Source organism: Providencia rettgeri (assembly GCF_013702265.1).
Classification (GTDB): domain Bacteria; phylum Pseudomonadota; class Gammaproteobacteria; order Enterobacterales; family Enterobacteriaceae; genus Providencia; species Providencia zhijiangensis.
In genome coordinates, this window is record NZ_CP059348.1 from 1,329,783 (window position 1) to 1,347,354 (window position 17,572).

At 42.0% G+C, this 17,572-nt stretch carries 16 protein-coding genes and 1 pseudogene; 6 read left to right on the forward strand and 11 right to left on the reverse strand.

The window, feature by feature from the left end:
• Positions 1–15 precede the first annotated feature (15 nt).
• Positions 16–903, reverse strand: coding sequence for a threonine/homoserine exporter RhtA (rhtA, locus tag H0913_RS06020; protein WP_154604365.1), 888 nt, complete (start codon positions 901–903; stop codon positions 16–18).
• Positions 904–1,204: 301 nt separating this feature from the next.
• On the opposite strand from rhtA, the gene H0913_RS06025 reads away from it, so the two are divergent.
• Together H0913_RS06025 and H0913_RS06030 are read left to right on the forward strand one after the other, a co-directional pair.
• Positions 1,205–1,783 carry a TIGR00730 family Rossman fold protein gene (locus tag H0913_RS06025; RefSeq protein ID WP_154604364.1) on the forward strand — a complete coding sequence of 193 codons (579 nt, stop codon included), beginning with the start codon at positions 1,205–1,207 and terminating at the stop codon, positions 1,781–1,783.
• Between the two features lie 180 nt (positions 1,784–1,963).
• Entirely contained in the window at positions 1,964–3,562 is a 1,599-nt protein-coding gene (locus H0913_RS06030) for an ABC-F family ATPase (RefSeq protein WP_108479408.1), read from the forward strand.
• A 90-nt stretch (positions 3,563–3,652) separates the two neighbouring features.
• Here H0913_RS06030 and H0913_RS06035 read toward each other — a convergent pair whose 3' ends face one another.
• The 3 genes from H0913_RS06035 to moeA all read right to left on the reverse strand — a co-directional run bounded on the left by H0913_RS06035 (position 3,653) and on the right by moeA (position 6,185).
• On the reverse strand, positions 3,653–3,988 hold the full coding sequence (locus H0913_RS06035) for a zinc ribbon domain-containing protein YjdM (RefSeq protein ID WP_006662278.1): 336 nt from the start codon (positions 3,986–3,988) through the stop codon (positions 3,653–3,655).
• Between the two features lie 204 nt (positions 3,989–4,192).
• Positions 4,193–4,915 (reverse strand): molybdopterin-synthase adenylyltransferase MoeB, encoded by a 723-nt coding sequence (gene moeB / locus H0913_RS06040; protein ID WP_154639013.1) that lies wholly within the window; start codon positions 4,913–4,915, stop codon positions 4,193–4,195.
• Positions 4,916–4,943: 28 nt separating this feature from the next.
• On the reverse strand, positions 4,944–6,185 hold the full coding sequence (gene moeA / locus H0913_RS06045) for a molybdopterin molybdotransferase MoeA (RefSeq protein WP_181478162.1): 1,242 nt from the start codon (positions 6,183–6,185) through the stop codon (positions 4,944–4,946).
• Between the two features lie 426 nt (positions 6,186–6,611).
• Here moeA and folE point away from each other — a divergent pair, with 426 nt between their 5' ends.
• Positions 6,612–7,271, forward strand: a complete 660-nt coding sequence (gene folE / locus H0913_RS06050; RefSeq protein WP_036949713.1) for a GTP cyclohydrolase I FolE — start codon at positions 6,612–6,614, stop codon at positions 7,269–7,271.
• Between the two features lie 3 nt (positions 7,272–7,274).
• Complete coding sequence (gene yeiB / locus H0913_RS06055) at positions 7,275–8,456, forward strand: DUF418 domain-containing protein YeiB (protein WP_181478164.1); 1,182 nt, start codon at positions 7,275–7,277, stop codon at positions 8,454–8,456.
• On the opposite strand, the gene sanA is transcribed toward yeiB, so the two are convergent.
• The 4 genes and pseudogenes from sanA to H0913_RS06070 form a co-directional block, all read right to left on the reverse strand.
• Positions 8,453–9,157, reverse strand: a complete 705-nt coding sequence (gene sanA / locus H0913_RS06060) for an outer membrane permeability protein SanA (RefSeq protein WP_036949704.1) — start codon at positions 9,155–9,157, stop codon at positions 8,453–8,455. The genes yeiB and sanA overlap by 4 nt on opposite strands.
• A 202-nt stretch (positions 9,158–9,359) precedes the next feature.
• A complete protein-coding gene (locus H0913_RS18975) occupies positions 9,360–10,478 on the reverse strand; it encodes a hypothetical protein (RefSeq protein ID WP_420720242.1) in 1,119 nt (372 codons plus the stop codon).
• Positions 10,479–10,502: 24 nt separating this feature from the next.
• A pseudogene (locus tag H0913_RS18635) lies at positions 10,503–11,393 on the reverse strand (rhomboid family intramembrane serine protease); the annotation flags it as partial.
• 168 nt (positions 11,394–11,561) lie between these two features.
• Entirely contained in the window at positions 11,562–13,259 is a 1,698-nt protein-coding gene (locus tag H0913_RS06070) for an NAD-dependent malic enzyme (protein ID WP_154604360.1), read from the reverse strand.
• A gap of 429 nt (positions 13,260–13,688) precedes the next feature.
• Here H0913_RS06070 and H0913_RS06075 point away from each other — a divergent pair, with 429 nt between their 5' ends.
• Complete coding sequence (locus H0913_RS06075) at positions 13,689–14,285, forward strand: hypothetical protein (RefSeq protein ID WP_154604359.1); 597 nt, start codon at positions 13,689–13,691, stop codon at positions 14,283–14,285.
• Between the two features lie 27 nt (positions 14,286–14,312).
• Entirely contained in the window at positions 14,313–15,005 is a 693-nt protein-coding gene (locus tag H0913_RS06080) for a hypothetical protein (protein ID WP_181478173.1), read from the forward strand.
• Positions 15,006–15,313: 308 nt separating this feature from the next.
• On the opposite strand, the gene cdd is transcribed toward H0913_RS06080, so the two are convergent.
• The 3 genes from cdd to H0913_RS06095 form a co-directional block, all read right to left on the reverse strand.
• Positions 15,314–16,210 carry a cytidine deaminase gene (gene cdd / locus H0913_RS06085; protein ID WP_154638984.1) on the reverse strand — a complete coding sequence of 299 codons (897 nt, stop codon included), beginning with the start codon at positions 16,208–16,210 and terminating at the stop codon, positions 15,314–15,316.
• 179 nt (positions 16,211–16,389) lie between these two features.
• Positions 16,390–17,085: a CidB/LrgB family autolysis modulator gene (locus tag H0913_RS06090; RefSeq protein ID WP_036949690.1), complete on the reverse strand. Its 696-nt coding sequence runs from the start codon at positions 17,083–17,085 to the stop codon at positions 16,390–16,392.
• Positions 17,085–17,552, reverse strand: a complete 468-nt coding sequence (locus tag H0913_RS06095) for a CidA/LrgA family protein (protein WP_154638983.1) — start codon at positions 17,550–17,552, stop codon at positions 17,085–17,087. The genes H0913_RS06090 and H0913_RS06095 overlap by 1 nt, the downstream gene beginning before the upstream one ends.
• Positions 17,553–17,572: the final 20 nt, after the last annotated feature.

Consider the following 17,572-nt stretch of genomic DNA (forward strand, 5'->3'; position numbering starts at 1 on the left):
AATATCACTAATTATTTACGATACTTTTTCAATCTTTGATTTGGGTACCGAAGTTGATGTTGAACCAATCGACGCGCATACAATACACAGCAGTGCTAACCACTGGGTCATAGTTAAATGCTCTTGCAGGAAGACAATACCTAAAAACGCCCCCATACAAGGCTCTAGGCTCATTAGGGTACCGAAGGTTTTCGCTGGCAGCTTGGTTAACGCTATCATCTCCAACGTATATGGAAATGCGGTGGATAAAATGGCTACACCTAACGCGATAGGGAGAATGGCAGGATCAAACATCGCCTCAACCCCAGTTTGCATTAACCCAATAGGGAAGAAAATGAGTGCCGAAATCAATGAACCCACTGCAACGGTAGCGGCACCGTAACCCGCACCAGCGCGTTGCCCAAAGATAATATAAATCGCCCAGCAGACACCGGCACCTAAGGCATAAGCGGCACCAACCAGGTCGAGAGAGTCAATGTTATTGCCGATAGGCAGTAAGAACAGGAGCCCAGCAATCACGAGCCCAATCCATAAAAAATCGATAGGGCGGCGAGAAGAAAACATCGCAACGGCTAATGGGCCCGTAAACTCAAGTGCGACCGCAATCCCTAAAGGGATACGCTCAAGCGCTAAATAAAACAGGTAGTTCATGGTTCCGAGAGATAAACCATAAGCAAGCAGTGGCCCCAGTGAGCTTTTTCTGAAATTTAAACGCCATGGTTTAAAGATCACGCACAAAATAATCGTGGCAAGCAACAAACGTAAACCGGTAACACCTGGTGCGCCGATAAGTGGGAACAATGTTTTAGCTAAAGAGGCCCCGCTTTGGATTGACATCATTGCCAGTAATAGCAAGCCTATCGGTAATAGCGGAAAAGCACTCTTTTTAGTATCGGCAGACATGAATAAAAAACCTCAGAAAAACGTTGGGAACGTCGATAAAACCCGCACTGTATATACAGATAAAATGGGTGAATCTAAATAATAATGGTGGTTTATTGGGATATTTACCCTAAGCCAGCAAATTGACGTGAATTATCTCACAGAATTCATGCAGATTATATTGCTTTGTTTAGAGTGGAAAATTCATCATATTATTTAATATTGGATAACGAATAAAAATAAAATAATGTGAGTTGAGCTTCTTTGTGGGTGCCGTATAATTTTGTGCTTACAAGAATGATAATAGGAATGAAAATAGAACATGAAAAAAATTAAAAGTGTTGCGGTTTATTGTGGTTCTAGCCTAGGTGTTAACGAGATTTATCAAAAACAAGCTATTGAGTTTGCAAAAGAGCTGGTAAAACGTGATATCGCTTTAGTCTACGGTGGTGCGAGTGTTGGGTTGATGGGAACGGTTGCCGATACGGTATTATCTTTAGGTGGTAAGGCTATTGGTGTGATCCCATCCCTGCTTGAAGAGCGTGAAATCTCCCATAAAAATCTGACTGAACTGTACAAAGTTGACACCATGCATCAGCGCAAAAGCAAAATGATTGAATTAGCTGACGGTTTTGTCGCCATGCCGGGCGGTTATGGGACTTTAGAAGAATACAGTGAAGTGTTTACTTGGAGCCAAATTGGCTTACATACAAAGCCTTGCGCTCTGTTCAATATTAATAATTACTGGCAGCCTCTGATTGATATGACCAATAAAATGGCGGATGAGGGATTTTTACATGAAAAATATCGTCATATGGCGATTGTGGAATCATCCCCAGCCAGTTTATTAGACCAGTTTGAAACCTATGTAGCGCCGCCAGTGAAAACCTACGAAAAATAAATAATCATCCATTTACCCCTTTTTTCTAAATAGCTGCGTGCCAAAATCAGCACAAGATCTAAACGCGGGATTATGGCATAATGCGCGGCTATTTATACTTATCAGACTTCAAGTCGGCGAGATAAGGGCACTTAAGCCAATCTCGGGGCGACTCTACAAAGATCAATTTAAGGCATCGCAGTGTTAACAACCAACAATATCACTATGCAGTTTGGCAGTAAGCCGCTGTTTGAAAACATCTCAGTTAAATTCGGTACCGGTAACCGCTATGGTCTGATCGGTGCGAATGGTGCGGGTAAATCCACATTTATGAAAATTCTGGGTGGGGATTTAACGCCAACCGCAGGGAATGTGAGCACCACGGATCCTAACGAGCGTTTAGGGAAATTACGCCAAGACCAGTTTGCATTCGAAGAGTTCACCGTTCTAGATACCGTTATCATGGGACATGCTGAGCTTTGGGATGTAAAGCAAGAACGTGACAGAATTTATGCGATGCCAGAAATGAGCGAAGAAGATGGCTATCGCGTTGCGGATCTCGAGGTGGCTTACGGTGAGATGGATGGCTATAGCGCGGAAGCGCGTGCGGGTGAGCTATTATTAGGCGTCGGTATTCCGGTTGAGCAACATTATGGCCCAATGAGCGAAGTGGCGCCGGGTTGGAAACTGCGTGTGCTATTGGCTCAGGCATTGTTTGCAGACCCAGATATTCTGTTACTTGATGAACCGACGAACAACTTGGATATCGATACCATCCGTTGGTTAGAGCAAGTGCTGAATGACCGTAACTGCACCATGGTCATCATTTCCCATGATAGACACTTCTTAAATACCGTTTGTACGCACATGGCGGACTTAGACTACGGTGAGCTGCGTTTATTCCCGGGCAACTACGATGAATACATGATCGCAGCAACTCAAGCAAGAGAGCGTCTGTTATCTGATAACGCCAAGAAGAAAGCGCAAATTGCTGAATTACAATCGTTCGTCAGCCGTTTCAGTGCGAACGCATCAAAATCAAAACAAGCAACGTCTCGTGCTCGTCAAATTGATAAAATTCAATTGGATGAAGTTAAAGCGTCTAGCCGTCAAAACCCATTCATTCGTTTTGAACAAGAGAAAAAACTGTTCCGTAACGCTTTAGAATTAGAAGCGGTCACCAACGGTTATGATCAAGGTCCTCTGTTTAAAAATGTGAACCTGTTAATGGAAGTGGGTGAAAAGATGGCCGTTATCGGTGCTAATGGTATCGGTAAAACCACATTCTTAAAAACCTTAGTCGGTGAGCAACCTGCGACAAGCGGGATCGTCAAATGGTCTGAAAACCATAACATTGGTTATTATGCGCAAGACCACGCAGAAGACTTTGATACTGACCTGAACGTATTTGACTGGATGAGCCAGTGGAAAAGTGAAGGGGATGACGAGCAGGCGGTTCGTAGTATTTTAGGTCGTTTACTGTTCTCTCAAGACGATATCAAGAAAAAAGTGTCGGTCTTATCCGGTGGTGAGCAGGGTCGTATGTTATTTGGTAAGCTGATGATGCAACAGCCAAATATCTTGATTATGGATGAACCGACCAACCACTTAGATATGGAATCCATTGAATCATTGAACTTAGCGTTAGAAATGTATCAAGGAACGCTGATTTTCGTTTCTCATGACCGTGAGTTTGTGAGTTCACTGGCCACCCGTATTCTTGAAATTAAAGAAGATAAGGTTATTGATTTTAAAGGTACTTATGATGAGTACCTGAAAAGCCAAGGCGTTGTTATCTAATCTTGCTTGAATCAAAAAATAGCCCCGCCGGAGTGATACCCGCGGGGCTATTTTTATTTAGCCGTTCAAAATGGCTGAACAGCCTCAAAATTAGTTTTTCTTCACAAACTCAGATTTCAGTTTCATTTGACCAAAACCATCGATTTTGCAATCGATATTGTGGTCGCCTTCCACTAAACGGATACCTTTAACGCGGGTTCCGATTTTCAGCATTGAAGAACTACCTTTTACTTTAAGATCTTTGATTACGGTAACAGTATCGCCATCAGCTAATAAGTTGCCGTTAGCATCTTTTACGATGAGTTCATCAATGTCAGCAACTGGCTCAGCATCATTCCATTCGTGCGCGCACTCAGGGCAGATGTACATATCGTTGTCAGTATAGGTGTATTCAGACTGACATTTTGGGCAAGGAGGTAATGACATATTTATATTCTCAGTGATGACTAACTTCTCAGTGACGATGAATGTAGTCATAGTTCAAATCAGTAGGGATAACGAGGTTCCCCGAAAGGGGGATAGTATAAGACCAAAGACAAGATAAATGAATTTTTAGGAATATTCCTAATTTTGTATCTTAAAAAATGGTGAGATAGAAAAATGGCGAGACTTAGCTCGCCATGGATAATCTTAAGAGCAAACCTCACAGTGGGGGTCTTTATTGAGTTTAAATTGGCGAAAATCCAGCGTCATCGCATCAAATAGCAGCACTTTTCCGACATTGACTTTGCCGTATTGCGCCAGCAACTTGATGGTTTCCATCGCTTCTAATGTGCCAATTGTCCCCACCAGTGGCGCCATGACGCCAGCTTCTACACATGTCAGGCTATTTTCTCCAAACAGTCGACTTAGGCAGTGATAGCAGGGCATTCCTTCTTCGTAGGTAAATACGGAAAGTTGCCCTTCCATACGAATTGCAGCACCCGAAACGAAGGGAGTTTTATGCTTAAAGCAGAGGCGATTAAGCTGCTCACGAATGGCAACATTATCCGTGCAATCTAAGATCACATGATGCTGTTGAACTAATTGCTCTAGCTCAGGATCATCCAATTGCGCATTAACCGTATCAATCTGGATATGGGGATTGATGGCCGCTAGCTGCGCTTTGGCTGAATCTACTTTAGGCTCACCGATAGTGGCATCGCGGTGCAGGGTTTGCCGCTGTAAGTTCGATAGGGAAACGGTATCAAAATCTACGAGGGTTAAATGCCCAACACCCGCTGCAGCAAGGTATTGCGTTGCAGCACAGCCAAGTCCTCCAAGCCCAACGACCAAGACTTTACCTGCCTTCAGCTTTTCCTGCCCGTCAAAATCGAAGCCGCGTAAGATAATTTGGCGGTTATAACGCAGCATTTCCTGATCAGTCAGCTCTTGCACAGTCTTACTCACTTTTTAATAAGTAATTGAACATTTCCACATCAACCATTTCGCCTGCCGCGATTTTCCCACGCTCGCGTTCTAATACGATAAAGCAGTTTGCCTGGCTAAAAGAACTGAAAACATGTGAGCCTTGGTGCCCAGTAGTCGCCACTTGTAGTTGGCCTTGTTCATCGACGCTTAAAATACCTCGTTGGAAATCAAGGCGTCCCGGAGATTTTTTCAGCGGTGTAGTGACAGGTACTTTGAAGCGGACAGGGGCTTTCCATTGGCTATGACCACAGAGACGAGCAATTAATGGCTGAACTAACTGATAGAAAGTCAGTGCGGCAGAGACAGGATTACCTGGTAAGCCACAGAACCATGCTGAACTTAGCTTGCCGAATGCAAAAGGTTTACCTGGCTTGATGGCTAATTTCCAAAAGCCAATCTCTCCCAGTTCATCCAAAATTTGTTTGGTGTAATCCGCTTCACCGACAGAGACGCCGCCGCTGCTGATAACTAAATCAGCACATTGGTTAGCTTCAATAAAGGTTTGCTTGAGTTTTTCGGGTGAATCGGGGATCACGCCGAAATCCAGCACTTCACAATTGAGTTTTTCTAACATTAAGCGAACGGCAAAACGGTTGGTGTCATAAATTTGACCTTCAGCCAGAGGTTCGCCTACCGCTTGAAGTTCATCGCCGGTTGAGAACACGGCAACTTTCAAACGGCGCTGGACAGTAACATTCGCAATTCCTAGAGACGCTATCAATGGAAGCTGTGCGGTGGACAATAAGGTTCCCGCTGGAAATACCACGCTACCTTGGGCAATATCTTCGCCAGCTTTACGGATATTGTTTCCTTGCTTGAAGCTTTCCGTAAAAATAATTCCTTGGTCAGTTTGCTCTGTTGCTTCTTGCATGACAACGGTATCAACGCCTTCTGGGATAGGCGCTCCCGTCATTATACGTACGCAACTACCTGCGGGTAACTTCCCTTCCATTGGGTTGCCGGCAAAGGACTTTCCAGCGACGGGCATCGGGGTTTTTCCATCCCAATCAGCAAAGCGAAAACCATAACCATCCATCGCGGAGTTATCGAACGGCGGGACATTTATAGGAGATATGAGGTCTTCGGCAATAATACGTTGGGCAGACTCAGTTAATGGGATGATTTCAGTGCTAGTGACCGTTGTGGTGTTTGAAAGTAATTTTTCTAATGCAAGCTCTAGTGAAATCAAACCGTTAGTATGACACTGGTCCATAAATCGTTACCCCTTAATCTTGTTATTGGCCTTCGAGGCTTAAAATAAATTGTTGGCGGTATTATGTCAGATATAGCGCATTGGGTGAATGAATAGAAATTGATTACTGATAGCTTTTGAGTGGATAGTTTGTGTCATTTGAGTCACGTATTGCGTTGTTTTAATAAACTCACTATTAAATAACACGATTTTTGCTAAAACAGGTCTATTAAAAAGGATAAAATAAAGCATGTTATTAATCGCATTTAAATAATGAAATAGTTATTTAAATTGCCAGGAGTATTCTGGATCGAGTCGCGCGATAACCTGCAAATATTTCATGCTGTTGATAGATGTATTACTGGATTATCTGCACTTGCTGCTTTAGAGTACCGCGCACACCTGCATTTTTATAAAAATAGCGTTATACCATCTGTGGAGGATCCTATGTCATCTCTGAGTAAAGAGGCCGAATTAGTTCATGCTGCTTTGGAAGCCAGAGGGCTTGAAACCCCGTTACGTATCCAGCCAAAATCCGGAGAGGATCGTAAGCAACTGATTGAAGGGCATATGACCGAAATTATGAAGTTGCTGAACTTAGATTTAACCGATGATAGCTTGGCTGATACCCCGCGCCGTATCGCAAAAATGTATGTGGATGAGATTTTTTCAGGTCTTGACTACGCAAACTTCCCAAAAATCACATTAATTGAAAATAAAATGAATGTGGATGAAATGGTCACTGTGCGTGATATTACTCTGACCAGTACGTGTGAGCATCACTTTGTGACGATCGACGGTAAAGCGATTGTGGCATATATCCCTAAAGACAAAGTGATTGGTTTATCGAAAATCAACCGTATTGTGCAGTTTTTCTCACAGCGACCACAAGTTCAAGAACGTTTAACTCAGCAAATTTTAGTGGCTTTGCAAACGTTGCTAGGCACCATGAATGTTGCGGTTTCTATTGATGCAGTTCACTACTGTGTGAAAGCCCGTGGTATACGTGATGCGACGAGTGCAACGACGACTACATCATTAGGTGGGCTGTTCAAGTCTAGCCAAAACACACGTCAAGAATTCTTACGTGCGGTTCGCCATCTCTAATTTATGACCTCTACCGTTTCAGTTGCCCCTAAAAGCCGTATCGGGCAACTTGATACAGTACGTGGCATTGCCATCCTCGGTATTTTATTGCTGAATATCTTTGGATTTGCATTGCCACAAGCGGCCTATCTTAATCCCTATTACACCCCTGAAGTATCATCCTCTGATGCGGCGGTTTGGGTGTTTTTTAATCTTTTCTTTCAAGGGAAGTTTCTGGGTATTTTTTCCCTACTTTTTGGCGCTACATTAGGCTTACTAAGTTATCGCGCAATATTGTGGCAACGTAGCCGACTGATTATTTTAGCGATTATTGGATTGATTCATGGAATTGGTTTTTGGGATGGGGATATTCTTCTCGCCTATTCCTTGACGGGGCTGATTGCGATAATGGTGCTGCCGCACTATGCAGTTTCCACCTTGTTCAAAATTGCCATTTCTATCTATTTGATTGGTTTGGTTATTCTATTTGCCATTGGCAGTAATGTGGTGGATACCAGTTTTTGGCAGATCACAGCAGACCAAGCGTTTCTTGATGCTTGGCAACATCGCATTGGCGGAATGACAGGGATAGCATATCGCGCGGGTGAAGTGGCGATGATGGTTGAGTTGCTGGTGATCCAGTATGGCTGGCAACTGGTTGCAATGATGATCCTTGGAGCGCTGTTACTGAAAAATGGTTGGCTAAAAGGGCAGTTTACCGAGCAGCATTATCGCCGAATAGCCATTATATTAATTCTCCCAGCGGTAGCGATTCAGTCCGTGGCTCTCTATGTTCAAAGTCTTTTCGGTTGGCGTTACTTTGATACCTCGATTGTTGGTTATATCATTAATGAGCTATCGGTGCCGTTTCAGTCTTTGGGCTATATTGCGTTAGTGTATGGGTTTTGGGGGGCATTGAGCCGAAGTGTGCTCGCGAAAGCATTACAAAATGTAGGGCGGATGGCACTGAGTAATTACTTACTTCAAACACTGATTTGTACCACCATTTTTTACCATTTGGGCTATTTTTATCAGTTTACCCGAGTGGAACTGTTAGCGTTCATTCCACCCATTTGGTGTGCCAATTTACTGTTTTCTTATTGCTGGTTGAGCTTCTTTAAGCAAGGGCCTGTGGAATGGTGTTGGCGACAACTGACAGACAAGCTGTTTTATCTTTTAAATCGCCATTCACCATCCGAACATTAATTGAGTTTGTTTAGCTCATCGGGGGTTACTGCAGGGTAGCCCTTTGTGCCATCAGGCATTTTTATTGGAGCAGGAATGGATTCTTGCTCCCCTAAAAATTTAGGTTCACGCTGGAGAATATAGAGATCGGCAAGTGCACCTAAACGGGCAAACACTTCACGTATCCGCACTTTAAACATACCTTCTGGCGTCGGTACCGCTAAACATTGGGCATCAATCCCTTTGTGCTTAGCAATGAATAGCGCTCTTTCACAATGAAAACGCTGGGTGATAATGGTGAAGTTATCGGTATCGAACACTTTTTTCGTACGAACCACGGAGTCTAAGGTTCTAAAACCAGCAAAGTCGAGCACAATTTTTGAAGCGGGTACGCCAGCTTTGATGAGGTCTTTACGCATGGCGATAGGCTCATTGTAATTGTGCGCGCCGTTGTCACCACTCAGGAGTAAGTACTTCACTTTGCCGCTGTGATAGGCATCCGCAGCACCTTTAATTCGATAGGTATAATAGAGGTTAGTGGCACCGGAGGCATAATATTTCGATGTGCCGAGAACCATCCCAACATCGCGGGCAGGCAGTTGCTCTACATCTTCATAGATATAGGGCGCGGTTTCCCAACTGATCCAGCGGTCGAGTAAAATAACAGTGGCGAAAGCTATCCCTGCCAGTATTAATAGACCATAAAGCAGACGTTTCCTCATGTCCTCGCCTTGAATAATTAATGCCTATAATAATTAATGGTAACAATTAATAGGCTACTTGACTTAATTTCGTGACGCAAGTCGCGTAACGTAAAATCGTGTCAATATGGCTCATAATGTTTCGGTTGACGATATCGTCTAAGACAATATCGTATAAGGTAATGGTATCGAATTGAAAAACAATAAGATGCCGTATATTGGTTTATTCGTTTGGTGTTCCACCAAAACAGAGTAATGGGCTAATAGTATTCCTATCGACGGATTTTTGTTTATCAACCACATAAAATGATTTTGGATAAGTCACCACCCAAGCGTTCTCCGTTTCAGCGATCCCTTGAATATAGTCACTGTTTGTTGGGATCGGCAGAACATTATGGATATTCAATGTTTTGAGGCTGGTGGTGACCAGCGGAACTTGGGCCTCACTAGGATATTGTGGCAAATAGTAAGCTTGGGTTAATGCCGTATTGATGCCATATCGACCATACTGTATATCGCTATTATTTCCACACCAATGATATTCCGTGATAGGTGAGGTTGGTGCTGTGACATGAGCGAAAACAAAGCGAGTATCTGTCACCATCCAGATGGATTGGCTATCTGGTGTGAAATAAAACTCTCTAACAGAGTCATAATAATTCTCTACCGTAAACCACGGTTTTGCACTAAACGTAAGTGTTTGAGTATCTAACAGATAGGCAGCTTGGGTGACATTATCATACAGCGCTAAATGTTTTTCATCGGGGGAAAGCGCGGCGGGCATTTGAATGCCGAAAGCGCCTTGATACTCTTGGCTATCAGGGAAGGTGAGTTTTTTCTCGACAGTATTATTGGCAAGGTTAATCACTGCAATACTGTTTTCTACGCCGCTTGTGACAAATGCGCGAGGGCTATTTTTCATCACATAAATTTGGCGTGGGAAAAAGTTGGTTTCAATATTGGCTTCTACTTTTTGCGTGTCGATATCAATCACACTCACACTATTTGGTTGAAGTGAAGCAACATACAGTTTCTTTCCATCGGTGCTGAGCGAAGCCCCATAGGCACCCATTCCACGGCAGCGATTAGAGCTGCAACCCGTTTCATTTTTAGGTAATGGAAGCTGGATAGTAAATAGTAGTTTCCAATCACCATTAGTAGAAGAGTAAGCACTAACCAGGTTGGCTTCTTCATCCGTGATAAAGACTCGCTGGTGGGCATCATCACTGAGAATAAAGCTTGGTTCAATTAATTGAGGGGCTTGAACTTGAATACCAGCAACTTGCTCTTCAGATTGTGCTGCGGGAAGTGATGCAAGCTCCTTTTCGGCAGTTTTTTCCATCACTCGCTTAGCTTGCTCTGCTTTGGCTGAGTTAAGCTCTTTATTCAGTTCTTGGTAGATAAATTCACGCTCAGCAACAAGACCTTCATCGGTCGAAAATGATTGCTGGTGGATAACGAGCGCTAAAATACCCCCCATGATTAACACGACGAGTAAATCTAACACGTACTTTTTGGCAGGAATGAGAACGAAAGCAAAGCCGATTACGGCACCTGCAAGCGCGCCACCAATATGAGCAGCATTATCCACCCCCGATTGCATCCCGTTAATTAAGGTTAATGCAATCATGGCAATAATATTATAGAGCGGGCGTTTAAGGGTATCGCGAGCGTCTTTAGTGAGGTCAGGGTTATTGAGCTGTTTTAAGAGTTCAATCACCGATGCAGCAGCGAGACCCATAATCGCGCCAGACGCACCCAAGCTGACAGTAATATAGACGGTATTATCATTCTGTAGCAGGCTACTCCATGACATCATGTCAAAGCGGCGCATTGCACTGTTTAAGGCTTCTTGATATTGCCAAGCTGAACTGACAAACGACCCTACAATCCCTGCAAATAGGTAGATGGCAAGGTAACGGAATTTACCAAAAGCGCGCTCACATTCAATACCAATAACCAGTAAGGCAAGGGTATTTAATCCTAAATGTAGCCATCCAGAATGTAGCACTATGCTAATAGGATAACGCCACCAATCACCTGTGAGAGAGAGTTGATAGACGCTCGCTCCGAAGAGCAACAAATTGTATTCCTGAGATTCAAGTGGGGCTGCAAAGTTAAGTTGATAAAAATAGACACCAATATTAAGAATCGCAATAAACAGTGTGAGTGCTATCGCCCATAGGGAAAATTTTCGAGTGTTTTTTTTCGGCGCAGATTCAGGCGGTGTTGATTCAGGTATGGTTGGCTCTGACATGAGCGAGTCCTAAGTAAACAGGTTATGTTTGCATCTTAAATAACTCTGGCGGCTATCTCAATCGCAAGTTATAGAAACGGGATACTTTCAGACAATGTTGAAATACAGAAAACAGAGAAAATAAAAAAAGAGCACCGAAGTGCTCTTTAATTTATTAAAAACAATTAATTAGAATGAGGTGCGTTTATAGACACGATATTCTGGTTTCCAGAAATTGTGCTCAATCGCTTCATCTAATGCGCTATCTGATGTCATGGTCGCCACGCCTTGAACTTGCGCTTCTTTAGCCACTTGTTTTGCTATTACGCGGGAGACTTCTTGGATCTCAGATAACAGTGGTAATAGAGGACCTTCACCCTTTTGTGCCAGTGGTGAGCAGCTTGCTAATGCACGGCTTGCCGCCATCAACATGCCATCAGTCACACGTTTCGCTCCGGATGCAATCACGCCTAAACCAATACCAGGGAAGATATAGGAGTTGTTGCATTGTGCGATAGCAAAGACTTTGTCTTTATAAGCCACTGGTGGGAATGGGCTACCTGTTGCCACTAATGCCTGGCCTTCAGTCCAGTTGATAATATCTTCTGGGCGCGCTTCAACACGAGATGTCGGGTTAGATAATGGCATCACGATTGGGCGAGGGCAGTGCTTGTGCATCTCTTTAATGATCTCTTCGGTGAATAGACCCGCTTGACCAGAAACACCAATCAGTACTGTTGGTTTCGCATTGCGCACAACATCTAACAGTGAAATAGAGTCACTGTTGACATCCCAATCTTGCAAGTTAGCGCTGTTTTGCGTCAATTTGCTTTGGAAATCCAGCAAGTTTGGCAGTTTGTCTGTCAGTAATCCGAAACGGTCAACCATGTAGATGCGTGCACGCGCTTCTTCATCGCTTAAACCTTCTGATTTCATCTGAGCAATAATTTGTTCTGCGATACCACAGCCTGCCGAACCTGCGCCTAAGAATGTGACGCGTTGGTCGCTCAGTTTGCTGCCTGCTGCATGGCTAGCGGCAATTAAGCTACCCAGAGTCACGGAAGCGGTACCTTGAATATCATCGTTAAAGCAGCAAAGTTCATCGCGATAGCGATTTAATAATGGCATCGCATTCTTTTGTGCAAAGTCTTCAAATTGCAGCAGCACATTTGGCCAGCGGCGTTTTACGGCTTGGATAAATTCTTCAAGGAATTCATCGTATTCTTCGCCCGTAATACGTGGATGACGCCAACCCATGTACAGAGGGTCATTCAGGCGTTGTGGGTTGTTGGTACCCACATCAATAACAACTGGTAAAGTATACGCAGGGCTAATACCACCACAGGCGGTGTACAGGGATAGTTTACCGATTGGAATACCCATACCACCGATACCTTGGTCACCTAAACCAAGAATACGTTCGCCATCTGTCACAACGATAACTTTTACGTTTTGTTTAGTGGCGTTTTGCAGCATGTCATCGATGTATTCACGGTTTGGATAAGAGATAAACAAACCACGCGCACGGCGATAGATATCAGAGAAATGTTCGCAAGCTTCACCCACAGTTGGCGTGTAAATGAGCGGCATCACTTCGGTTAAGTGTGCATCAATCAGGCGATAAAATAGGGTTTCGTTGGTGTCTTGAATATTACGCAGGTAGATATGCTTATCAATATCTGTTTTAAAATCAATTAATTGGCGATAAGCACGTTCAACTTGTTCTTCAATAGTTTCAACTTGTTCAGGCAGTAAACCATACAGGTTGAAATTAGCGCGTTCTTCTTCTGTAAAAGCGCTTCCTTTATTCAGTAAAGGAAATTCGAGTAAGATTGGACCAGCGTAAGGAATGTATAGGGGACGTTTTGTTTCGTGTTCATGTTCCATGAAATATCACTCTTCGGACGATTAGTAAGCAACAGTCAGGTTAGATCCTAAGCTAAACAAAAAATATGTACAGTAAATAATGCTACAAAACAGTTAAATTTTTTACTGAATATTATGGTTTATATGATAAGGAAATTATTCACCGAAGGGAATTTTAGGCGGGATTTGTTTTACCATTACAACGAGTGGATCACGCTTATTTAAGTTCGCCGATGCTTTTATCAGGATATCAATCTTTTCAACGTAGTATGTCATTTTGTTATAGATTAAATTTATTTAACTGTTAGGTGGGGGATTAATGCTAATGGCGTGGTTGGCCGCTAGATGCTTATCCTGCTAAATATATTTTTATATATCATATATTGCCGCATGTTTTTAATTCATTTAGGTTTTGTTTCTTACCTAAATAATTAATCAGTGGTGGTGTTTATGAAAAAATATCTTGTATTTATATTTTTAATTTTCTCCTTTCAAGCTCAAAGTATAGAGCCTAAAGATAATAATCAAAGCATGTTTAAATTAATTGTTCATGAATATATGAGAGTGACTATGGAAGAATATAATCAGCCATTATCACAAGAAAAACGAGAGAAATATAAATACGAATTGTCTTTAGCATATGCAAATTTTTTGAAAAATTGGTTCGAATTAAACGGAAATAATAATCCTAGAACGGAAGATATTAAATTCCATGAAGCTGTTGTTATTCATGAAAATGGGCATGAAGCATCAGGAATACCCTATGATGCTTGGTTTTTTGCTGATATCTATGATGTTTTAAATGAGGTGGATAGAGATAAGCTTTGGGGTGAAGTGTTAGATTTAATGTCTGGAAACCAAGGAAAGCAAGAGGCGAAAGTGTTTATTAATCTATGGCTAAAAATGAAATCAGAAGCACAAAGCAAAAATGCGGAAAAGCGTGAAAAAAGCCAACGATGGTTAAATAGAATGAGAAAAGTCCCTTTAGTTATTGAGATAGAAAAAACGCTAAAAAAGGTAGATGAAGGTTTTTATCATAAAAAATAAATATCCAGTCTAAATTGGGATTTAAATATGAAAATAAAATTTATTTTTTCTATATTTATCTTGTTAATCTCAACTCTATCAATGGCAGATAATCGCCCCGGTTTTGTTTGTGGGAGGTTTAATGGGAATATTGTTGAAGTAACTAGGAATTATGTTGATTTTATCGCTGAATATGAGGGGTACAGTTATTTTGACCGTAGATCAGTCAAAAATAAAAAAGGGTGTGATGCTAATTTTACAATATTACCTTTACGTATGACATGGCCGGAAATGCACCCCGTCGATAGAATGAAATCAGATCAAAATGAAAAGGAGATACGCATATCGGTGACACCAATGACGGATAATACAGCGTCAATGAACATGTTTAGAGATAATTCAATTAATGAAGATTTTTTTGGTAAAAGAAGTGGTGTTTATTATGATGATGAGCTTGATTTATATTTCGTTGAACAGGAAGATAAGATTTTAATGAAGGATGAAATTGAGCCTTATATAAAAAAAAGGAGGGTTTATTGGTCCGAAAATAAAAATGAAGTAACGAGTATTATTCGTTGTAGTTGGGTTCAAATAAAAAGTGAATATTACTTTTGTGATATTAATTCACGCATTCCGGAAATTGATGCTTCTATTCAAGTAAATATAAAGTGGAATCAAATGCATCAGTGGAGGAAAATCTTATTAAAATCAAAAGGTTTTGTAATAATTCATCTTAAATAGAAAAGGATTTTTAATGTCAAATAATACAAGATACAGTGCAAGTAGAGTGTTTACAAAAAAATGATCTTATTACGATTAAAAAACTATTAAGGGAAGATAAAAGCCCAAAGGAGATGTATCAGTATCTAGCGAGCAGAGGTAATAGCGATGTACCGCTATCAAATAATTTTCTCAAAAAATCTTCTAGTATATGAACATTATCTGAATAAAAAACGGCGGTTATTGAAGTTAATAAACTCACAATAACCGCCGTCTTAATTTTGAATATTTAATTTTTTCAATTAAAAATGGTTTAAATGAAATAGTATTTAAATGGATTCATCCAAATAAACACGTTCCACTTTTTGGCAACCTAATGCGTGCAAGGTATTTTCCGTAGTACACCACTGCTGCACCGTTGCATTTTGTTTTTCTACTAATACCGCTTGTTCGATGGTGTGAATATCTTTACCCGCTAAATTCACCATAATTAGCGCCGCTTGTAATGGCGGTAAGCTCGGGTTAAACGCAGCGTTTTCCGCGTAACGGCCTGTAAACAATGAGCCATCTTTTAACTGCACGGCAATACCAGAATGAGATTCACTGTAGGGTGCATGAGATTGGTTTGCCGCTTCAACCGCAGCAGATAGCAGTCTATCGCGGCTTTGATTTTGATAACCATGATCCACGCTATCAAGCAGTAATGTGGTGATATTCAGGTCTGATGGACCAAATGAATCGGGTAAATATTCATGAAGCGTAGCTGCTTGGCGTTTTGGTAAATGCACCATAATCTTACCGCCTTCACGCAGCTCATTCATAAATTGTCGGCAGTGACCGCAAGGCGTGTAGTTGACGGTAATGGAGGTTAATTGCTTTTCGCCTTTTAACCACGCATGGGTAATGGCACATTGTTCAGCATGGATAGTTTGACCAATCGAAACATGGTTAAATTCCATATTTGCGCCGAAATAGAGATTACCATTGATACCGCAAGCGATTGCGCCTACATTAAAGCGAGAAATTGGTGTGACAGCGTAAGCCGCTGCGAAAGGTAATAATGAAAAAGCGAGTTCGCTGTCCGTGCATCCACTCTCAGCTTTAATTTGCTTTACTTGCTCAGCGGTTAACATGGCTGAGAAATCAGGTTTGTCCATAATAGGCTTTAGGACAGACTGTAACTTTCCTGGAAGTTCGGCCCAAGCGGCCTTGAATCTTGAATGCATAAGTAACCCTCCCTATTTAATTGTTTTCATTCTATTCAATTAATAGGGGGCTTGGATGTGATCACGATCACTTCATGAATGCAATCAATGAAACAAATTCATTAAATGAGAGATGTATCTCAAGTTTTTACACTGAAATTTGCATAAGAGAGATACATGACCTCTCTTATTGATTCAGTTTAGCTAAATAAGTGAAGAATGACAGGGAAGATAAAAGGTGCAATCAACGAAGTGATTACCCCGCAGGTCATTAATGCTAATGAACTGTAAGCCCCTTCAATATAGTTAACTTCCGCGCAACGCGCTGTTCCCAAGGCGTGAGAAGCGGTACCCATCGCCAAACCTCGCGATGCGTGGGTGCGAATACGTAAAACATCAAATAGGCTATGACCGAACATCGCCCCTAAAATCCCGACAAAAAGGACGCAAGCTGCACTAATTGCTGGGATGCCTCCGACTGAATCGGCAACTGCCATGGCTATCGGTGTTGTCACTGATTTAGGTAATATTGAACCTGCAATATCCGGTGTTGCCCCTAGCCACAGTGCAATAGTCGCGCCCGTAAACATCGCCACAATACTGCCAGCAAAACAGATACTAAATAGGGATTTCCATTGCGCTCTAATCTGGTGCATTTGCTCGTAGAGCGGAAAGGCGAGGGCGACGACGGCCGGCTGCAATAAATCATTGAGTATTTTACTGCCCGCAAAATAGTGCTCATAAGAGGTGTTCGTCAGGATCAGTAGCGGAATAATGATCGCGATAGTGAGCAATAATGGGTTCAGAATGGGCAATTTGCACTTGATCGACAGCGCTCTTGCCAAATAGAAAACAACGATAGTTAATGGCAGTGACCACCAAATATGTTCTAACATCACTCTTTCCCCTTGGTTTTATCATTATTGATGGTTGAAGAAATGGGGTCTTCAGGAGGAAGAGGAACTTCATCAGGCTTTACACCTACGATAGGGCGTTCTTTATGGATATAGTTTGAGCTGACTGCGACAACAATCATGACGATTAATGTACTGGCAATGCAGGAGACGACAATCGGGATCATCTGTTGGCTGAGTAAATCATAATAATTCATAATCCCCACACCGATGGGAACGAATAAAATCGTCATGTTTTTCAGCAGGATACTACATCCAGGTTTTGCCCAGTGAGCAGGGACTATTTGCAATGCTAGCAAGACAAACAACAGCAACATACCGACAATACTGCCGGGAATGGAAAAAGGAAGCAGTTTGGAAATCACATTTCCGATGATCAGGCAGAGGTAAAGTATTGCGAAGGCTCGCAAATATTGCCATCCGGTATTCAATACTTGTTTTAATGACATGGGACTTGTCCTATTACTCG

Excerpts from the sequence above, each read along its gene's own strand:
- yeiB (WP_181478164.1), top strand. The coding sequence starts at position 7,275 with ATGACCTCTACCGTTTCAGTTGCCCCTAAAAGCCGTATCGGGCAACTT.
- H0913_RS06025 (WP_154604364.1), top strand. The coding sequence starts at position 1,205 with ATGAAAAAAATTAAAAGTGTTGCGGTTTATTGTGGTTCTAGCCTAGGT.
- H0913_RS06095 (WP_154638983.1), bottom strand. The coding sequence starts at position 17,552 with ATGTCATTAAAACAAGTATTGAATACCGGATGGCAATATTTGCGAGCC.
- moeA (WP_181478162.1), bottom strand. The coding sequence starts at position 6,185 with ATGGACCAGTGTCATACTAACGGTTTGATTTCACTAGAGCTTGCATTA.
- moeB (WP_154639013.1), bottom strand. The coding sequence starts at position 4,915 with ATGCTGCGTTATAACCGCCAAATTATCTTACGCGGCTTCGATTTTGAC.
- folE (WP_036949713.1), top strand. The coding sequence starts at position 6,612 with ATGTCATCTCTGAGTAAAGAGGCCGAATTAGTTCATGCTGCTTTGGAA.
- cdd (WP_154638984.1), bottom strand. The coding sequence starts at position 16,210 with ATGCATTCAAGATTCAAGGCCGCTTGGGCCGAACTTCCAGGAAAGTTA.
- H0913_RS06090 (WP_036949690.1), bottom strand. The coding sequence starts at position 17,085 with ATGTTAGAACATATTTGGTGGTCACTGCCATTAACTATCGTTGTTTTC.
- H0913_RS18975 (WP_420720242.1), bottom strand. The coding sequence starts at position 10,478 with ATGGAAAAAACTGCCGAAAAGGAGCTTGCATCACTTCCCGCAGCACAA.
- rhtA (WP_154604365.1), bottom strand. The coding sequence starts at position 903 with ATGTCTGCCGATACTAAAAAGAGTGCTTTTCCGCTATTACCGATAGGC.
- H0913_RS06080 (WP_181478173.1), top strand. The coding sequence starts at position 14,313 with ATGAAAATAAAATTTATTTTTTCTATATTTATCTTGTTAATCTCAACT.
- H0913_RS06035 (WP_006662278.1), bottom strand. The coding sequence starts at position 3,988 with ATGTCATTACCTCCTTGCCCAAAATGTCAGTCTGAATACACCTATACT.
- sanA (WP_036949704.1), bottom strand. The coding sequence starts at position 9,157 with ATGAGGAAACGTCTGCTTTATGGTCTATTAATACTGGCAGGGATAGCT.
- H0913_RS06070 (WP_154604360.1), bottom strand. The coding sequence starts at position 13,259 with ATGGAACATGAACACGAAACAAAACGTCCCCTATACATTCCTTACGCT.
- H0913_RS06075 (WP_154604359.1), top strand. The coding sequence starts at position 13,689 with ATGAAAAAATATCTTGTATTTATATTTTTAATTTTCTCCTTTCAAGCT.